Source organism: Pseudomonas sp. A39 (assembly GCF_058145955.1).
In genome coordinates this window covers 130,597-148,952 of sequence record NZ_JBYVMD010000005.1, presented here as the reverse complement: position 1 = coordinate 148,952, position 18,356 = coordinate 130,597, and the positions used below count along the sequence as shown (strand labels likewise).

16 protein-coding genes are annotated in these 18,356 nt (G+C 61.1%); 10 read left to right on the top strand and 6 right to left on the bottom strand.

The window, feature by feature from the left end:
* Nucleotides 1-202: 202 nt before the first annotated feature.
* The 4 genes from AC3ZU9_RS05720 to AC3ZU9_RS05705 form a co-directional block, all read right to left on the bottom strand.
* Entirely contained in the window at nt 203-3,049 is a 2,847-nt protein-coding gene (locus AC3ZU9_RS05720) for a valine--tRNA ligase (protein ID WP_012722394.1), read from the bottom strand.
* Between the two features lie 229 nt (nt 3,050-3,278).
* The gene (locus tag AC3ZU9_RS05715; RefSeq protein ID WP_043204835.1) at nt 3,279-3,656 is read right to left on the bottom strand and encodes a hypothetical protein; all 378 of its coding nucleotides are present in this window, start codon (nt 3,654-3,656) and stop codon (nt 3,279-3,281) included.
* Nucleotides 3,657-3,663: 7 nt separating this feature from the next.
* Nucleotides 3,664-4,092 carry a DNA polymerase III subunit chi gene (locus AC3ZU9_RS05710; protein WP_012722396.1) on the bottom strand — a complete coding sequence of 143 codons (429 nt, stop codon included), beginning with the start codon at nt 4,090-4,092 and terminating at the stop codon, nt 3,664-3,666.
* A 158-nt stretch (nt 4,093-4,250) separates the two neighbouring features.
* Nucleotides 4,251-5,741 (bottom strand): leucyl aminopeptidase, encoded by a 1,491-nt coding sequence (locus tag AC3ZU9_RS05705; RefSeq protein ID WP_012722397.1) that lies wholly within the window; start codon nt 5,739-5,741, stop codon nt 4,251-4,253.
* A 284-nt stretch (nt 5,742-6,025) separates the two neighbouring features.
* Here AC3ZU9_RS05705 and lptF point away from each other — a divergent pair, with 284 nt between their 5' ends.
* The 10 genes from lptF to tadA all read left to right on the top strand — a co-directional run bounded on the left by lptF (nt 6,026) and on the right by tadA (nt 16,571).
* Nucleotides 6,026-7,144 (top strand): LPS export ABC transporter permease LptF, encoded by a 1,119-nt coding sequence (gene lptF, locus AC3ZU9_RS05700; RefSeq protein ID WP_012722398.1) that lies wholly within the window; start codon nt 6,026-6,028, stop codon nt 7,142-7,144.
* On the top strand, nt 7,137-8,216 hold the full coding sequence (gene lptG, locus AC3ZU9_RS05695) for an LPS export ABC transporter permease LptG (protein ID WP_012722399.1): 1,080 nt from the start codon (nt 7,137-7,139) through the stop codon (nt 8,214-8,216). The genes lptF and lptG overlap by 8 nt, the downstream gene beginning before the upstream one ends.
* Nucleotides 8,217-8,367: 151 nt before the next feature.
* A complete protein-coding gene (gene lepA / locus AC3ZU9_RS05690) occupies nt 8,368-10,167 on the top strand; it encodes a translation elongation factor 4 (RefSeq protein WP_003210439.1) in 1,800 nt (599 codons plus the stop codon).
* Nucleotides 10,168-10,172: 5 nt separating this feature from the next.
* Nucleotides 10,173-11,027: a signal peptidase I gene (gene lepB / locus AC3ZU9_RS05685; RefSeq protein WP_012722400.1), complete on the top strand. Its 855-nt coding sequence runs from the start codon at nt 10,173-10,175 to the stop codon at nt 11,025-11,027.
* Nucleotides 11,028-11,173: 146 nt separating this feature from the next.
* On the top strand, nt 11,174-11,863 hold the full coding sequence (rnc, locus tag AC3ZU9_RS05680) for a ribonuclease III (protein ID WP_012722401.1): 690 nt from the start codon (nt 11,174-11,176) through the stop codon (nt 11,861-11,863).
* Nucleotides 11,856-12,758, top strand: coding sequence for a GTPase Era (gene era, locus AC3ZU9_RS05675; protein WP_043204836.1), 903 nt, complete (start codon nt 11,856-11,858; stop codon nt 12,756-12,758). Before rnc ends, era begins: the two co-directional genes overlap by 8 nt.
* 194 nt (nt 12,759-12,952) lie before the next feature.
* Nucleotides 12,953-13,642: a DNA repair protein RecO gene (gene recO / locus AC3ZU9_RS05670; RefSeq protein ID WP_012722403.1), complete on the top strand. Its 690-nt coding sequence runs from the start codon at nt 12,953-12,955 to the stop codon at nt 13,640-13,642.
* 52 nt (nt 13,643-13,694) lie between these two features.
* A complete protein-coding gene (gene pdxJ / locus AC3ZU9_RS05665; protein ID WP_490090404.1) occupies nt 13,695-14,438 on the top strand; it encodes a pyridoxine 5'-phosphate synthase in 744 nt (247 codons plus the stop codon).
* A 259-nt stretch (nt 14,439-14,697) separates the two neighbouring features.
* Nucleotides 14,698-16,074 (top strand): multicopper oxidase family protein, encoded by a 1,377-nt coding sequence (locus AC3ZU9_RS05660; RefSeq protein WP_102061638.1) that lies wholly within the window; start codon nt 14,698-14,700, stop codon nt 16,072-16,074.
* A complete protein-coding gene (tadA, locus tag AC3ZU9_RS05655; protein WP_043204838.1) occupies nt 16,074-16,571 on the top strand; it encodes a tRNA adenosine(34) deaminase TadA in 498 nt (165 codons plus the stop codon). The genes AC3ZU9_RS05660 and tadA overlap by 1 nt, the downstream gene beginning before the upstream one ends.
* Before the next feature lie 80 nt (nt 16,572-16,651).
* On the opposite strand, the gene cmoB is transcribed toward tadA, so the two are convergent.
* Nucleotides 16,652-17,608: a tRNA 5-methoxyuridine(34)/uridine 5-oxyacetic acid(34) synthase CmoB gene (cmoB, locus tag AC3ZU9_RS05650; protein WP_012722407.1), complete on the bottom strand. Its 957-nt coding sequence runs from the start codon at nt 17,606-17,608 to the stop codon at nt 16,652-16,654.
* On the bottom strand, nt 17,605-18,348 hold the full coding sequence (gene cmoA / locus AC3ZU9_RS05645) for a carboxy-S-adenosyl-L-methionine synthase CmoA (protein WP_102061639.1): 744 nt from the start codon (nt 18,346-18,348) through the stop codon (nt 17,605-17,607). Before cmoA ends, cmoB begins: the two co-directional genes overlap by 4 nt.
* Nucleotides 18,349-18,356 lie beyond the last annotated feature (8 nt).

The window sequence follows — 18,356 nt, the reverse complement described above, 5'->3', positions numbered from 1 at the left end:
TAAGGGCAAACACTGTACCTGTGGCGAGGGAGCTTGCTCCCGTTGGACTGCGCAGCAGTCCCAGTCTTTTGAAACAAAGAGCTGGGGCCGCTTCGCGGCCCAGCGGGAGCAAGCTCCCTCGCCACAGGTTATTTTTTACCCTTTCTACGTCTTAACTGACTGGCATTAGGCCTGAAGGCCTCTTTCTTAAACGCGGTCCACCTTACAGGCTGGAAATCCGCGCATGTTGCTCCGCCAGCTTGCCCAAGGCCTGTTCAGCCTCGGCTAACTTGGCGCGTTCCTTGTCGATCACTTCCGCCGGCGCCTTGTCGACGAACGCCGCGTTGGACAGCTTGCCGCCCACGCGTTGCACTTCGCCTTGCAGGCGGGCGATTTCCTTGTCGAGACGGGCCAGTTCCGCACCCTTGTCGATCAGGCCCGCCATCGGCACCAGCACTTCCATGTCGCCGACCAGTGCGGTGGCAGACAGTGGTGCGTCTTCGCCAGCCGCCAATACGGTGATCGACTCCAGCTTCGCCAGCTTCTTGAGCAGTGCGTCATTCTCGCTGAGACGACGCTGGTCCTCGGCACTGGCGTTCTTCACGAACACCGCCAGTGGCTTGCCCGGCCCGATGTTCATCTCGGCGCGGATGTTGCGCGTGCCGAGCATCAGGGTCTTGAGCCATTCGATATCGCTTTCGGCGGCCTCATCGATGCGCGCTTCGTTGGCCACCGGCCAAGGTTGCAGCATGATGGTCTTGCCTTCGATACCGGCCAGTGGCGCCAGGCGCTGCCAGATTTCTTCGGTGATGAACGGCATGAACGGATGCGCCAGGCGCAGCGCCACTTCGAGCACGCGTACCAGGGTACGGCGAGTGCCGCGCTGGCGTTCAACCGGCGCGTTTTCGTCCCACAGCACGGGCTTGGACAGTTCCAGGTACCAGTCGCAATACTGGTTCCAGATGAACTCGTACAAGGCCTGTGCAGCCAGGTCGAAACGGAACTGGTCGAGCTGGCGGGTCACTTCGGCTTCGGTGCGTTGCAGCTGCGAGATGATCCAGCGGTCGGCCAGGCTCAACTCATAGGCTTCGCCGTTCTGGCCGCAGTCTTCGCCTTTATCCAGCACGTAGCGCGCGGCGTTCCAGATCTTGTTGCAGAAGTTGCGATAGCCTTCGACGCGGCCCATGTCGAACTTGATGTCGCGACCGGTGGACGCCAGCGAGCAGAAGGTAAAGCGCAGGGCGTCGGTGCCATAGCTGGCGATACCGTCGGCGAACTCGTCGCGGGTCTGCTTCTCGATCTTCTTCGCCAGTTTCGGCTGCATCAGGCCCGAGGTGCGTTTCTGCACCAGGGTTTCCAGGTCGATGCCGTCGATGATGTCCAGCGGGTCCAGGACGTTGCCCTTGGACTTGGACATTTTCTGGCCTTGACCATCACGCACCAGGCCGTGCACGTACACGGTCTTGAACGGTACTTGCGGGGTGCCGTCCTCGTTCTTCACCAAGTGCATGGTCAGCATGATCATCCGGGCAACCCAGAAGAAAATGATGTCGAAGCCGGTGACCAGCACGTCGGTGGAGTGGAATTTCTTCAGGAATTCGGTCTGCTGCGGCCAGCCCAGGGTGGAGAAGGTCCACAGGCCCGAACTGAACCAGGTGTCCAGTACGTCGTTGTCCTGTTGCAGCGCAACGTCCGCCCCCAGGTTGTGCTTGGCGCGCACTTCGGCTTCGTCGCGGCCGACGTAGACCTTGCCCGACTCGTCGTACCAGGCCGGAATGCGATGGCCCCACCATAGCTGACGGCTGATGCACCAATCCTGGATGTCGCGCATCCATGAGAAATACATGTTTTCGTACTGCTTGGGCACGAACTGGATACGGCCGTCTTCCACGGCGGCAATGGCAGGTTCTGCCAGCGGCTTGGTAGACACGTACCACTGGTCGGTCAGCCACGGCTCGATCACGGTGCCGGAGCGGTCGCCCTTCGGCACTTTCAGGCCGTGGTCGTCAACGCTGACCAGTAAACCGGCGGCGTCGAAGGCGGCAACGATCTGCTTGCGCGCTTCAAAGCGGTCAAGGCCGGCGTATTCAGCCGGGATCTTGCCGTCGATGCTGTCGTTCAGCGTGCCGTCCAGGTTGAACACCTGGCAGGCCGGCAGAACGGCGGCATTCTTGTCGAAGATGTTCAGCAGCGGCAGGTTGTGGCGCTTGCCGACTTCGTAGTCGTTGAAATCGTGGGCCGGGGTGATTTTCACGCAGCCGGTGCCGAATTCAGGGTCGCAGTAGTCGTCCGCGATAATCGGGATGCGGCGGCCCACCAGCGGCAGCTCGACAAACTTACCGATCAGCGCCTGGTAGCGTTCGTCGTTCGGGTTAACGGCTACGGCGGCGTCGCCGAGCATGGTTTCCGGGCGCGTGGTGGCGACGATCAGGTAGTCGTTGCCTTCAGCGGTCTTGGCGCCGTCGGCCAGCGGGTACTTGAGGTTCCACAGGAAGCCTTTCTCGTCGTGGTTTTCCACTTCGAGGTCGGAAATCGCCGTGTGCAACTTGGTGTCCCAGTTGACCAGGCGCTTGCCGCGATAGATCAGGCCGTCTTCATGCAGGCGCACGAAGGCCTCTTTCACGGCTTCCGACAAGCCGTCGTCCATGGTGAAGCGCTCGCGGCTCCAGTCCACGGACGAGCCCAGGCGGCGGATCTGACGGCTGATATTGCCGCCGGACTGGTCTTTCCATTCCCAGATCTTTTCCAGGAATTTCTCGCGACCCAGATCATGACGGCTCTGGCCGGTGGCTTCGAGTTGGCGTTCCACGAGCATCTGGGTGGCGATGCCTGCGTGGTCGGTGCCCGGCTGCCACAGGGTGTTGCGGCCCTGCATGCGGCGGAAACGGATCAACGCATCCATGATCGCATTGTTGAAGCCGTGGCCCATGTGCAGGCTGCCAGTGACGTTCGGTGGTGGAATCATGATGGTGTAGGAATCGCCCGCGCCTTGCGGGGCGAAATAATTCTCGGATTCCCAGGTGTTGTACCAGGAAGTTTCGATAGCGTGCGGCTGGTAGGTCTTATCCATGCGCGGCGGGACCCTAGTTGGCATTTATTCAGGAAAGCCGGCAAGTATAACGGGGGCGGACGAGGAGGGCGAGTTGAAGACGGGCTTAAGGCTGATGCAAGACTAATGGGGGAGGGGCTTGTGGTGGTGAGGGGGCTTTTCCCCCGAAAAACCAATGGGACTGCTTCGCAGTCCAGCGCGGGGCAAGCCCGCTCACCACAGCAAGCCCCACAGGGGATTTTGGTGTGGTTTAAGACTGGTACTGGCTAAGCAACCGCTCCATCCGCGCATCCAACCGACGCTTGATCTCGGTTTCGATATGCGGGGCAAAGTCGTCGATCACGTCTTGCATGATCAGTTGCGCGGCGGCGCGCAGTTCGTTGTCCAGGTGCAGCAGCAGGGCGTCGGGGCCTTTTTCGGCCGTTGCAGGGGCGGCGGCCTTGACCACCGGCGCCGGCTCGACCGGCTTGCCACCGACCATATCGAATAACAGCGGAATCTGCGGCTCGCCCTCGGCGGGCTCGGTCAACAGCGGCGGCTGCACGTTATCATCACCCAGCAACTGACGGATCGACTCCAGGTCGTCCAGCAGGTGGTCGTCTTTTTTTAGAGGGTTTGGCGTGTCCATCATTTACTCAAAGTCGTTGTAGCCGGTGATCCTGCAGAGGATAGCCCTGTTCGCGGTAGAAACGGAAACTCTCCCGCGCGGCCTGACGAATAGCCGGATCTTCCACCACCACTTCCGCCACACGGGCGAATGCCTTGGCGAACGGCGGCACTTTCAGGTCCAGGTTGACCAGCAGGTCGTGGTGATCGCCGCAACTGTCGCCTAAACCCAGCACTACCAGGCCTTCAGGTTCAGACTCGGCGGGGCCGTGGGGCACGAAGCTTTCGCCCTTGAAACGCCACAGGCGGGCATCCAGCTCGTCGCGCTGGGCGGCATCGCTGCAATGCAGGTAGATGCGGTGGCCCATGCGCCAGGCTTTTTCGGTGAGTTTGCAGGCAAAGTCCAGGCGCGCGAGCGGGTCGGCGCTGGGCAATATATAGAAGTCGACTTGGGTCATTGCGGTTCCTGGGCGGCCTCAACAAGGGTAAAAGGCAGCTTGTTGTGGCGAGCAAGCGTGCTTGCGCTGGGGTGCGAAGCGCCCCCAAAAAGCTGGGGACTGCTGCGCAGTCCAGCGGGAGCAAGCGCCCTCGCCACATCAAGCCCGCTCCGACCGGGTTAGGCCTTTGCGCGATCCAGCAGGTATTGGGTCAGCAGGGGCACCGGGCGGCCGGTGGCGCCCTTGTCCTTGCCGCCGCTGGTCCAGGCCGTGCCGGCGATGTCCAGGTGCGCCCAGTTGAAGTTCTTGGCAAAGCGCGACAGGAAGCAGGCAGCGGTGATGGTGCCGGCTTTCGGGCCACCGATGTTGGCGATGTCGGCGAACGGGCTGTCCAGCTGTTCCTGGTACTCATCGAACAGCGGCAGTTGCCAGGCGCGGTCGTCGGCGGCCTTGCCGGCGCTGAGCAGTTGTTCGATCAGCTCATCGCTGTTGCCCAGCAGTCCCGACGTGTGGGAGCCCAGGGCAACGATGCAGGCACCGGTCAGGGTGGCGATGTCGATCACGGCCTGTGGCTTGAAGCGCTCGGCGTAGGTCAGGGCATCGCACAGCACCAGACGGCCTTCGGCGTCGGTGTTGAGGATTTCGACGGTCTGGCCGCTCAGGGTGGTGACGATGTCGCCTGGACGGGTCGCGCCGCCGCTCGGCATGTTCTCGGCGCAGGCCAGGATGCACACCAGGTTGATCGGCAGCTTGAGTTCCAGCACGGCACGCAGGGTGCCGAACACGCTGGCGGCGCCGCCCATGTCGTACTTCATTTCGTCCATGCCCAGGCCCGGCTTGAGGCTGATGCCGCCGGTGTCGAAGGTGATGCCTTTGCCGACCAGGGCGTAAGGCTTCTCGGACTTCTTACCGCCGTTGTATTGCATCACGATCAGGCGTGGCGGCTGGTCGCTGCCTTGGCCTACGGCATAGAACGAGCCCATGCCCAGTTCCTTGATCTTCTTTTCGTCCAGCACTTCGACTTTCAGGCCCTTGAACTCTTTGCCCAGTGCCTTGGCCTGTTCGCCCAGGAACGTCGGGTGGCAGATGTTCGGTGGCAGGTTGCCCAGGTCGCGGGTAAAGGACATGCCGTTGGCGATGGCCTGCGCGTGGGTCACGGCGCGCTCGACTTCAGCCTGGGCAGCCTTGATGGTCAGCAGGGTGATTTTCTTCAGCGCACGCGGTTCGGCTTTCTGGCTCTTGAACTCGTCGAAAATATAGCCGCCGTCCACCAGGGTTTCGGCCAGCAGGCGGGTCTTGCCGTAGCTGTCACGGCCTTTTACAACGATTTCATCGAGGGCCAGCGTCGCATCGCTGCCGCCCAGGCCCTTGAGGGTCGTGAGGATACCGCTGATGATCTTGCGGAACGGGCGGTCGCCCAGTTCGGCCTCTTTGCCCACGCCGACCAGCAACACGCGCTCGGCCTTGAGGTTGGGCAGGCTTTGCAGCAGCAGGCTCTGGCCGACTTTGCCGGCCAGGTCGCCGCGCTTGAGCACCGCGCTGATGGCGCCGCCGCTGAGTTCGTCGAGTTGCTTGGCGGCAACGCCGAGCTTGCGGCCTTCGCCGATGGCGACCACGAGGGTGGCGGTTTTCAACGTTTCGGGGCTAACGCTTTTTACAACCAATTCCATTTTCGGGTCCCTTATAAAGGTCTGTTAGCCAAGAGTCTGTACTCCGGCTTTAATACCAGGCAGCTGTGTAAACCGCCGGTGACAAAGGCCGCAGTTTGAACCTCGCCGACGGAGCCTGACAACCCTTGCCACCTGCTTTGTGCATGTGCATGAGGTTGCGCAGTGACAGGCGCGGTCAATCACAGGATAATGCGCCATCTTTTTAGCCGGCCCTGTGTCAATGGGCTGACTCGGTATGCTTGCTTGTTTGGCCGCCTTAGCCTGACAACCCTGGAGTGTCTGGTTTGATCGTCTTCCGTTATCTGTCCCGCGAAGTCCTGTTGACCCTGAGTGCCGTGAGTGCGGTATTGCTGGTCATCATCATGAGTGGTCGTTTCGTCAAATACCTGGCCCAGGCTGCCTCCGGCGCCCTCGATCCGGGCTCGCTGTTCCTGATCATGGGCTTTCGCCTGCCGGGCTTCCTGCAGCTGATCCTGCCGTTGGGCCTGTTCCTCGGGATCCTGCTGGCCTACGGCCGGCTGTACCTCGAAAGCGAGATGACCGTGCTCTCGGCCACCGGCATGAGCCAGCAGCGTCTGCTGGGCATGACCATGATCCCGGCCGCCGGCGTCGCGCTGATCGTGGCCTGGCTGAGCCTGAGCCTGGCCCCTCAGGGCGCCATGCAGTTCCAGCTGGTGCTGAACAAACAGGACGCGATGACCGAGTTCGACACCCTCGAACCCGGCCGCTTCCAGGCACTCAATGACGGTTCACGGGTGACCTACACCGAAACGCTGACCGACGACCGCGCCAACCTGGGCGGTGTGTTCATCTCCGAGAAGCGTCTGGGCCAAGACAAGAAAGACCGTGGTATTTCCGTGCTGGTGGCTGATTCAGGTCGCCAGGAAGTGCGTCCTGACGGCAGCCGCTACCTGATCCTGGAAAATGGCTATCGTTACGATGGCAGCCCAGGCATGGCGGATTATCGCGCGATCAAGTACGACACCTATGGCGTGATGCTGGCTCGCCCGGACATCAGCGATGAAGTCACCGACCGCGATGCCATTCCGACGATGGACCTGTTCGGCAGCAACGAACTGCGTTCTATCGCCCAGTTGCAGTGGCGCTTATCCTTGCCTCTGTTGGTGTTTATCGTGACCTTGATGGCTGTTCCGTTGGCCCGTGTCAACCCGCGCCAAGGCCGTTTCCTCAAGCTGTTGCCCGCGATCCTGTTGTACATGGCTTATCTGACGATGCTGATCTCTGCCCATGGGGCGGTAGAGAAAGGCAAGCTGTCGCCGACCCTGGGCTTGTGGTGGGTGCACGGGATCTTCCTGGCAATCGGCCTGGGGCTGCTTTATTGGGAACCTATACGTTTGAAAATGAAGAGCCGTCGTGGCCAGAAGGAGTTGGCTCGTGGCTAAGCTCGATCGCTACATTGGTAGCAGCGTACTGATCGCCATCCTGGCGGTACTGGGCATCATCCTGGGCTTGGCCTCGTTGTTCGCCTTCATCGATGAAGTCGGCAACGTCAGCGACACCTACACGGTGTGGGATGTGCTGAGCTACGTGGCCCTTACCGCGCCGCGCCGTCTCTACGACATGATGCCGATGGCCGCGCTGATCGGTTGCCTGATCGGCCTGGGCAGCCTGGCCAGTAGCAGTGAACTGACCATCATGCGCGCCGCCGGCGTGTCCATTGGGCGTATCGTCTGGGCGGTGATGAAACCCATGCTGCTGCTGATGGCCTGCAGCGTGCTGATCGGCGAATACGTGGCGCCACCGGCCGAAACCACCGCCCAGGCCAACCGCGCCCTGGCGCAGGGGTCGGGCGATGCGCAAAGTTCCAAGCACGGCCTGTGGCACCGTCAGGGTGAAGAGTTCATCCACATCAACGCCGTGCAGCCAGGTGGCCTGTTGATTGGTGTGACGCGCTACACCTTTGACAAAGAACGTCACTTGCTGGAGTCGAGCTTCGCCAAACGTGCGCAATACAGTGGCGAAAAATGGCAACTGAGCGACGTCACCACCACGTACTTCCGCAATATTGGCCAAGGCACCAACGCCCGTACCGAAGTGATCAACGTGCCGAGCGAAGAGTGGGATATCGCCCTCAAACCGGAACTCTTGAATACCGTGGTGATGATCCCGGAAAGCCTGCCGATCTCGGGGCTGTGGAGCTATATCCACTACCTCAAGGACCAGGGCCTGAACAACGGCCGCTACTGGCTGGCATTTTGGGTCAAGGTGTTGCAACCGGTGGTCACCGCGGCGCTGGTGCTGATGGCGATTTCGTTCATCTTCGGCCCGTTGCGTTCGGTAACCCTGGGCCAACGCGTGTTTACCGGCGTGCTGGTGGGCTTCACCTTCCGCATCGCCCAGGACCTGCTGGGCCCGTCGAGCCTGGTGTTTGGTTTCTCGCCGCTGTTTGCGGTGCTGGTGCCAACCGCTATCTGCGCCCTGGCCGGGTTCTGGCTGCTGCGCCGGGCGGGCTAGCCGCGCGCTTATGAACAAAAAATGCCCCGGTCGAGAGATCGGGGCATTTTTGTTCTGGTCAGCAAAGATGACGCCTGGCCTGAGCATCAGGTACAATTCCCGGCTATTTTTCAGCGGGCAATCTGCCTGCAGCCTTTTTGAGTGTTGATCCGTGAGTGATTTGAGTCATATCCGCAATTTCTCCATCATCGCCCACATTGACCATGGTAAGTCGACGCTGGCCGATCGATTCATCCAGATGTGCGGCGGCCTTGCCGAGCGTGAAATGGAAGCCCAGGTACTGGATTCCATGGACCTCGAACGCGAGCGCGGGATCACCATCAAGGCCCACAGCGTGACCCTGTACTACACCGCCAAAGACGGTATCAAGTACCAACTGAACTTCATTGACACCCCTGGCCACGTCGACTTCACCTACGAAGTCAGCCGTTCCCTGGCGGCCTGCGAAGGTGCGCTGCTGGTGGTGGACGCGGGCCAGGGCGTTGAAGCCCAGTCCGTGGCCAACTGCTACACCGCCATCGAGCAAGGCCTGGAAGTGATGCCGGTGCTGAACAAGATCGACCTGCCACAGGCCGATCCGGACCGCGTCAAAGAAGAAATCGAAAAAATCATCGGCATTGACGCCACCGACGCCGTCGAGTGCAGCGCCAAGACCGGCCTGGGCGTCGACGAAGTGCTCGAGCGCCTGGTCAAGACCATTCCCGCCCCCACCGGCAACTACGAAGATCCGCTGCAAGCGTTGATCATCGACTCCTGGTTCGACAACTACCTAGGCGTTGTTTCCCTGGTACGCGTGCGCCATGGCCGTGTGAAAAAAGGCGACAAGATCCTGGTCAAATCCACCGGCAAGATCCACCTGGTGGACAGCGTCGGTGTGTTCAACCCGAAGCACACGGCTACCACTGATCTGAAGGCCGGTGAAGTAGGCTTCATCATCGCCGGTATCAAGGACATTCACGGTGCGCCGGTCGGTGACACCCTGACCTTGAGTTCCACCCCTGACGTCGACGTGCTGCCGGGCTTCAAACGCATCCAGCCGCAGGTCTACGCCGGCCTGTTTCCGGTCAGCTCCGACGACTTCGAAGATTTCCGCGAAGCCCTGCAAAAGCTCACCCTCAACGACTCGTCGTTGCAGTACACCCCGGAAAGCTCCGACGCCCTGGGCTTCGGCTTCCGTTGCGGCTTCCTCGGCATGCTGCACATGGAGATCATCCAGGAGCGTCTTGAGCGCGAGTACGACCTGGACCTGATCACCACCGCGCCGACGGTTATTTTTGAGCTGGCGCTGAAAACCGGTGAAACGATTTACGTCGACAACCCGTCCAAGCTTCCAGACCTGTCTTCCATCGAAGACATGCGCGAACCGATCGTGCGCGCCAATATTCTTGTGCCGCAGGAACACCTGGGCAACGTCATTACCCTGTGTATTGAAAAGCGTGGCGTACAGCACGACATGCTGTTCCTCGGTACCCAGGTGCAAGTGACCTACGATTTGCCGATGAACGAAGTGGTCCTGGACTTCTTTGACCGTCTCAAATCCACCAGCCGCGGCTATGCTTCGCTGGACTACCATTTCGACCGGTACCAATCGGCTAATCTGGTGAAACTGGATGTGTTGATTAACGGCGACAAGGTCGATGCCCTGGCACTGATCGTGCACAAGGACAACGCGCACTACAAAGGTCGCCAGTTGACCGAGAAGATGAAAGAACTGATCCCGCGCCAGATGTTCGACGTTGCGATCCAGGCCGCCATCGGCGGGCAGATCATTGCGCGGACCTCGGTCAAGGCCCTCAGAAAGAACGTGCTGGCCAAATGCTACGGCGGTGACGTAAGCCGTAAGCGCAAGCTGCTTGAAAAGCAAAAGGCCGGTAAAAAACGCATGAAGCAAGTGGGTAACGTGGAAATTCCACAAGAAGCCTTCCTTGCGGTGCTCAGGTTGGATAGTTAGGTCCTATGTCGCTAAATTTCCCGCTGTTGCTGGTCATCGCCGTTGCCGTTTGCGGTCTGTTGGCATTGCTCGATCTGGTCTTCTTCGCCCCGCGTCGTCGGGCGGCTATCGCGTCCTATCAGGGCAGCGTCAGCCAGCCCGATGGCGTGGTCATCGAGAAGCTGAACAAAGAGCCTTTGCTGGTTGAATACGGCAAGTCGTTCTTCCCGGTGTTGTTCATCGTGCTGGTGCTGCGCTCGTTCCTGGTGGAGCCGTTTCAGATCCCGTCGGGCTCGATGAAACCGACCCTGGACGTGGGCGACTTCATCCTGGTGAACAAGTTTTCCTATGGGATCCGCTTGCCGGTGATCGACAAGAAGGTCATCGAAGTCGGTGACCCGCAGCGCGGCGATGTGATGGTGTTCCGCTACCCGAGCGACCCGAACGTCAACTACATCAAGCGTGTGGTCGGCCTGCCGGGCGACGTGATTCGCTACACCAGCGACAAACGCCTGTTCATCAACGGTGAATCGGTGGCCGAGAAACTGATCGGTTCCGAACCGAACAGCCTGGGCAGCGCCGAGCTGTACCAGGAAAAACTCGGTGCGGTCGAGCACGAAATCCGCAAGGAAATGAGCCGCTACCGCGCGACGCCTGATGGTGAATGGAAAGTGCCGGCCGGGCACTACTTCATGATGGGCGACAACCGTGACAACTCCAATGACAGCCGCTACTGGGATGATCCCAATATTCCCAAGGACCTGCTGGGCATGGTTCCCGACCAGAATATCGTCGGCAAGGCCTTTGCGGTCTGGATGAGCTGGCCGGAACCCAAACTCAGCCACCTGCCGAACTTCTCGCGAGTCGGGCTGATCAAGTAATACAAGCGGCGCTGTGAACACAGCGCCGAATGCTTTTCTGGGGCTCGGACATTTCCGGCCTCATGCAGCACCAACCAGGATTTGAATTTGAACACTGCGTCAATCGTCGATGGCCGCCGGTGCCACCAACTAGATATGGATAAACCGTGACCGTTTCTCTAGCACGTCTCGAGCGCCAGCTCGGCTACACCTTCAAGGACCAGGAATTGATGGTCCTTGCCCTCACACACCGCAGCTTTGCAGGGCGCAACAACGAGCGCCTGGAATTCCTCGGTGATGCCATCCTCAATTTTGTCGCCGGTGAAGCGCTGTTCGAGCGCTTCCCCCAAGCCCGTGAAGGCCAGCTGTCGCGCCTGCGCGCGCGCCTGGTGAAGGGCGAGACCCTTGCCGTGCTGGCCCGTGGCTTTGGCCTGGGCGAATACCTGCGGCTGGGTTCCGGTGAGTTGAAGAGCGGCGGTTTCCGGCGTGAATCGATCCTGGCCGATGCCCTCGAGGCGTTGATCGGTGCGATCTACCTTGATGCAGGCATGGAAGCGGCCAAGGAGCGCGTCACTGCGTGGCTGACTTCCGAGATCGAGAGTCTCACGCTGGTCGACACCAACAAAGATCCCAAGACCCGCCTGCAGGAATTCCTGCAGTCCCGCGGTTGCGAACTGCCACGCTACGAAGTGGTGGATATCCAGGGTGAGCCCCATTGCCGCGTATTCTTCGTGGAATGTGAAATCACCTTACTGAACGAAAAAAGCCGAGGTCAGGGTGTGAGCCGTCGTATTGCCGAACAGGTAGCGGCCGCTGCAGCACTGATTGCCCTGGGCGTGGAGAATGGCCATGACTGATTCAACCGCAACACGCTGTGGCTATGTTGCCATTGTTGGCCGCCCCAACGTGGGCAAGTCCACGCTGCTCAACCACATCCTCGGCCAGAAGCTTGCGATCACCTCGCGCAAGCCGCAGACCACCCGCCACAACATGCTGGGCATTAAGACCGAAGGCACCGTGCAAGCGGTCTACGTCGACACCCCGGGCATGCACAAAGGCGGCGAGAAAGCCCTTAACCGCTACATGAACAAGACCGCTTCGGCGGCGTTGAAAGACGTCGACGTGGTGATCTTCGTGGTCGATCGCACCAAGTGGACCGACGAAGACCAGATGGTCCTCGAGCGTGTGCAGTACGTCACCGGCCCGCTGATCGTCGCGCTGAACAAGACCGACCGCATCGAAGACAAAGCCGAGCTGATGCCGCACCTGACCTGGCTGCAGGAACAACTGCCGAACGCCCAGATCATGCCGATCTCGGCCCAGCACGGTCACAACCTCGAAGCCCTGGAACGCGTGATTGCCGGCTACCTGCCGGAGAACGAACACTTCTTCCCCGAAGACCAGATCACCGACCGCAGCAGCCGTTTCCTTGCCGCCGAACTGGTGCGCGAGAAAATCATGCGCCAGATGGGTGCCGAGCTGCCGTACCAGATCACCGTCGAAATCGAAGAGTTCAAGCAGCAGGGCAAGACCTTGCACATCCATGCGCTGATCCTCGTCGAACGTGACGGCCAGAAGAAAATCATCATTGGCGACAAGGGTGAGCGCATCAAGCGCATCGGCACCGAAGCGCGCAAGGACATGGAATTGCTCTTCGATTCCAAGATCATGCTCAACCTGTGGGTGAAGGTTAAGGGTGGCTGGTCCGATGATGAGCGTGCATTGCGCTCGTTGGGCTACGGCGACTTGTAAAACACCGCACGATGATGGGCGGGCTTGTTGTGGCGAGGGAGCTTGCTCCCGCTGGGCCGCGAAGCGGCCCCAAAAAGGCCACCGAGGTTTTACTGATAAAGCTCGGTGGCTGATACAGGGGCTGCTTCGCAGCCCAGCGGGAGCAAGCTCCCTCGCCACAAAGGCGCTTTCCCTCTTCAGAGATTCCCCGTCTCATGTCCCAATCCCCACCCCCCAGCCAACTCGCCTATGTCCTGCACAGCCGCGCCTATCGCGAGACCAGCGCCCTGGTGGATTTCCTCACGCCACAAGGCCGCTTGCGCGCAGTCTTGCGCAGTGCACGGGGCAAGGCGGGCACGTTGGCCCGGCCGTTCGTGGCCCTGGACGTGGAGTTTCGCGGCAAGGGCGAGCTCAAAAACGTCGGCCGCCTGGAAAGCGTTGGTACCTCCGCCTGGCTGAATGGCGAGGCCCTGTTCAGTGGCCTCTACCTCAATGAGTTGCTGATCCGTCTGCTTCCCGCGGAAGACCCGCACCCGGCGGTCTTCGATCACTACGCCGCCACCCTGATCGCCTTGGCCGAAGGCCGGCCCCTGGAACCGTTGCTGCGCGCGTTTGAATGGCGCCTGCTCGACGACCTGGGCTATGGCTTTGAATTAAACAACGACCTGCACGGCGACCCCATTGCTGCCGACGGTATGTACCGACTGCAAGTCGACGCGGGCCTGGAGCGCGTATACCTGCTGCAACCCGGCTTGTTCCAGGGCACCGAGCTGTTGGCCATGAGCGAAGCCGACTGGACCGCCCCCGGCGCCTTGTCCGCCGCCAAGCGCCTGATGCGCCAGGCCCTGGCCGTGCACTTGGGCGGACGGCCGCTGGTCAGTCGCGAGTTGTTTCGAAAGCCCTGACATCCCCGTGTATGCTGTGCAGCGTTTCTTTCCCCTTTTCAGGAGCGCTTCCGTGAGCACCAGCAATCGCATTCTTCTTGGCGTCAATATCGACCACGTCGCTACCCTGCGTCAGGCCCGGGGCACCCGTTACCCTGACCCGGTCAAGGCCGCGCTGGACGCCGAAGAAGCGGGCGCCGACGGCATCACCGTGCACCTGCGCGAAGACCGCCGCCACATCCAGGAACGCGACGTGCTGTTGCTCAAGGATGTGCTGCAAACGCGCATGAACTTCGAAATGGGCGTCACCGAAGAAATGATGGCCTTCGCCGAGCGCATCCGCCCGGCGCACATCTGCCTGGTCCCGGAAACCCGCCAGGAACTGACCACCGAAGGCGGCCTGGATGTGGCTGGCCAGGAAGCGCGAATCAAGGCGGCGGTAGAGCGCCTGTCGAAGATCGGCAGTGAAGTGTCGCTGTTCATCGACGCCGACGAGCGCCAGATCGAAGCCTCGCGCCGTGTCGGTGCCCCCGCCATCGAACTGCACACCGGCCGTTACGCCGACGCCACCACGCCCACCGAAGTGGCTGACGAGCTGCAGCGCATCGTCGACGGTGTGAACTGCGGCCTCAACGAAGGCCTGATCGTCAACGCCGGCCATGGCCTGCACTACCACAACGTCGAAGCCGTGGCCGCGATCAAGGGCATCAACGAGCTGAACATCGGCCATGCACTGGTCGCGCACGCGCTGTTCGTCGGCTTCAAAGGCGCCGTGGCCGAGATGAGGGCGCTGATCCTGGCTGCTGCCAAGGCTTAAAAAACGCTGAAAATCCAATGTGGGAGGGGGCTTGCCCCCGATAGCGGTGTGTCAGTCAGCCTATCTGTCGCTGACCCACTGCGATCGGGGGCAAGCCCCCTCCCACAGTGATTTTCGGTGCATCCAGAGTTGTCGTCATCCAGCCAACCCCTTTGAAATCAGCCATGCGGCAATGCGAAGCCTTACTGTTTAGCCAGTGCAGGTGTATCGTATCTGCCCTTTGCAGGCCCCGAGCCTGCGGCAGATACGTGAGGTTGTTGTGTCCCGATCCTTTTCTCGTCGACAAATCCTGGGTGGTCTTGCAGGCCTGGCCGTAGTGGGGGTGGGGGCCGGTGGCGCCTATCGCTACTGGCTGGGGAAAGTCGCCGAGGCCGAGGCGGGACACGATTACGAACTGATTGCGGCACCGCTGGATGTGGAACTGGTGCCGGGGCACAAGACCGAAGCCTGGGCGTTCGGCCCCTCGGCGCCGGGCACCGAATTGCGCGTGCGCCAGGGCGAGTGGCTGCGCGTGCGGTTTATCAACCACCTGCCGGTCGCCACCACCATTCACTGGCATGGCATCCGCCTGCCGCTGGAAATGGACGGCGTGCCCTACGTCTCGCAATTGCCGGTGCTGCCCGGCGAATACTTCGACTACAAATTCCGCGTGCCCGACGCCGGCAGCTACTGGTATCACCCGCATGTGAACAGCAGCGAAGAACTTGGCCGGGGCCTGGTCGGCCCGCTGATCATCGAGGAGCGCGAACCTACCGGTTTCAAGCACGAGCGCACCCTCAGCCTGAAAAGCTGGCATGTGGACGAAGAGGGCGCTTTCGTGGCGTTCAGCGTTCCCCGTGAAGCGGCGCGTGGCGGCACCGCCGGGCGCTTGTCGACGATCAATGGCGTGTCCCAGGCGGTGATCGATCTCCCCGCCGGGCAGATTACGCGCGTGCGTCTGCTCAACCTCGACAACACCTTGACCTATCGCCTCAATATCCCGGACGTTGAAGCGCAGATCTATGCGCTGGACGGCAACCCCATCGAACCTCGCCCGTTGGGCAAGGAATATTGGCTGGGCCCGGGCATGCGTATCTGCCTGGCGATCAAGGCACCGCCGGCTGGCGAAGAGCTGTCGATCCGCAACGGCCCGGTGCGCCTGGGCACCTTCCGTTCGGTGGCCAACACCGACGCGCCTACCGACTGGCCACCGGCATTGCCCGCCAACCCGATCAGCGAGCCGGACCTGGCCAATGCCGAAAAACTCAACTTCAATTTCGAGTGGGTGGGTTCGGTGTCGGTGGATGACGGCAAGCCGCCGAGCCTGTGGCAGATCAACGGCAAGGCCTGGGACATCACCGACAAGACCTGCGCCGACCGCCCGATTGCCAGGCTTGAGAAGGGCAAGAGCTACATCTTCGAATTGAAAAACATGACCCAGTACCAGCACCCGATCCACCTGCACGGCATGAGTTTCAAGGTGATCGCTTCGAACCGCCACAAGGTGATCCCGTACTTCACCGACACTTACCTGCTGGGCAAGAACGAACGCGCACGCGTGGCGTTGGTGGCGGATAACCCAGGGGTGTGGATGTTCCACTGCCATGTGATCGACCACATGGAAACCGGCCTGATGGCCGCCATCGAGGTGGCGTGATGCGCCAGTTTCGCCCTACGGCGATCATCGACCGCAGTCGCGACCAGGACTTCATGCGCGAGGCCCTGGTGCTCGCCGCCCAAGGTGCCGCGTTGGGTGAAGTGCCCGTGGGCGCGGTACTGGTGCAGGACGGTGAAATCATCGGCCGTGGCTTCAACTGCCCGATCAGCGGCAACGACCCCAGCGCCCATGCCGAAATGGTCGCTATCCGCGCCGCTGCGCAAGCCATCAGCAACTACCGCCTGGTGGGCAGTACGCTGTATGTGACGTTGGAACCGTGCAGCATGTGCGCCGGTTTGATCGTGCACTCACGGATTGCGCGGGTGGTGTACGGCGCGCTGGAGCCTAAGGCCGGGATTGTGCAGAGCCAGGGGCAGTTTTTTACCCAGGGCTTTTTGAATCATCGGGTGGTGTTTGAAGGTGGGGTGTTGGCGCAGGAGTGTGGGACGGTGCTGAGTGAGTTCTTCAGGGCCAGACGCGCCAAGCCTCAGGCCTAGCCAACACCGTATAGCCAATGTAGGGGGAGCAAGCCCCCTCCCACATTGTGATCTCCCTGTATTCAAGGGGGATCGGGGGGTTATTTCTTGGCGATGATCACCGCCCGCATCGGCGCCGGCAGCCCTTCAAGGGTCTTGCTGTGATCCTCCGGATCGAGGAAGTCACTTAACGACTGATACTTCATCCACTCCGTGCCGCGCTGTTCCTCCACGGTGGTCACGCTCACATCCACGCAACGCACGTCACTGAACCCGGCACGGCGTAGCCACAGCATCAACGCCGGCACCGAAGGCAGGAACCACACGTTACGCATCTGCGCGTAGCGATCTTCCGGCACCAGCACTTGCTGCTGATCGCCCTCGACCACCAATGTTTCCAGCACCAGCTCACCGCCCTTGACCAGGGTGTCCTTCAGCGCCAGCAAATGCTCGATCGGCGAACGGCGGTGGTAGAAAACACCCATCGAAAATACCGTGTCAAAGCCTTCCAGGTTCGCCGGCAAATCTTCAAACGGGAACGGCAGGTGCCAAGCCTTGGGCTCGGACAGGTAGCGCTGCACCGCCTGGAACTGGCAGAAGAACAGCCAATTCGGGTCCACGCCAATCACACTGTCGGCACCGGCGCCGAGCATGCGCCACATGTAATAGCCGTTGCCGCAGCCTACATCCAGGATGCGTTTGCCTTTGAGGTCCAGGTGCGGCGCGACCCGTGACCATTTCCAATCCGAGCGCCATTCGGTGTCCACATGGACGCCGAACAGGTGGAACGGCCCCTTGCGCCACGGGCACAGCCCCATCAGTGCCGTGCGCATTTGCGCGCGGGTAGCGTCGTCGCAGTCGGTGTCCAGCGCCAGGTCGTTGAGCAAATCGACTTCGCTGGGTTGGATGTTCGGCAGTGCATCCAACGCACTCTGCCAACGGTCCAGGTCGCCATGACCCTTTTCCATCTTGCTATCGAGTTGCGCTTGCAGGCCTTGGGCCCACACGGCCAGGGGAGTGCCGACCAAATGGCGGGCGAGGGGGGACAGATCAATCATGGCAAGGCAATCAACGAGGCAAAGTTAAGACACTGGAACCACGGCACGACTGTCGAGAAACCCGCCGCCAGCAGGCGTTCGCGGTGTTCTTCGAGGCTGTCGGGCTTCATGACGTTTTCGATGGCGCTGCGCTTCTGGGCGATTTCCAGTTCGCTGTAGCCGTTGGCGCGTTTGAACGCGATGTGCAGGTCGTTGAGCAGCGCGTGTTCTTCAGGATCGTTGAAACGCAGCTTCTCCGAAAGAATCAACGCACCGCCCGGCAGCAGCGATTGGCGGATGCGCGAGAGCAAGGCCAGGCGTTCATCGGGGGCAATGAACTGCAGGGTGAAATTCAGCGCCACCACCGAGGCCGGCGCAAATTGCAGCGCGAGGATATCGCCCTCGATCACCTCGACCGGCAGCAACTCCTGGAACATCGAGTCCTGGCCATTGAGGTATTCGCGGCAGCGCTCGACCATCGCCGCCGAGTTATCCACTGCAATCACCCGACAACCGTCGGTGCGCACATGGCGACGCAAGGCCTGGGTCACCGCGCCGAGCGACGAGCCCAGGTCATACAGCACGCTATGGGGCTGGGCAAACTGCGCCGCGAGCACACCGAGGTTCTCGACGATGGTCGGGTAACCCGGCACCGAGCGCTTGATCATGTCCGGGAACACCCGCACCACGTCTTCGTTGAAGGCGAAGTCCGGCACCTGGGGCAGGGGCTGGGCGAATAGGCGATCGGGTTCTTTGCTCACGGTTGTTC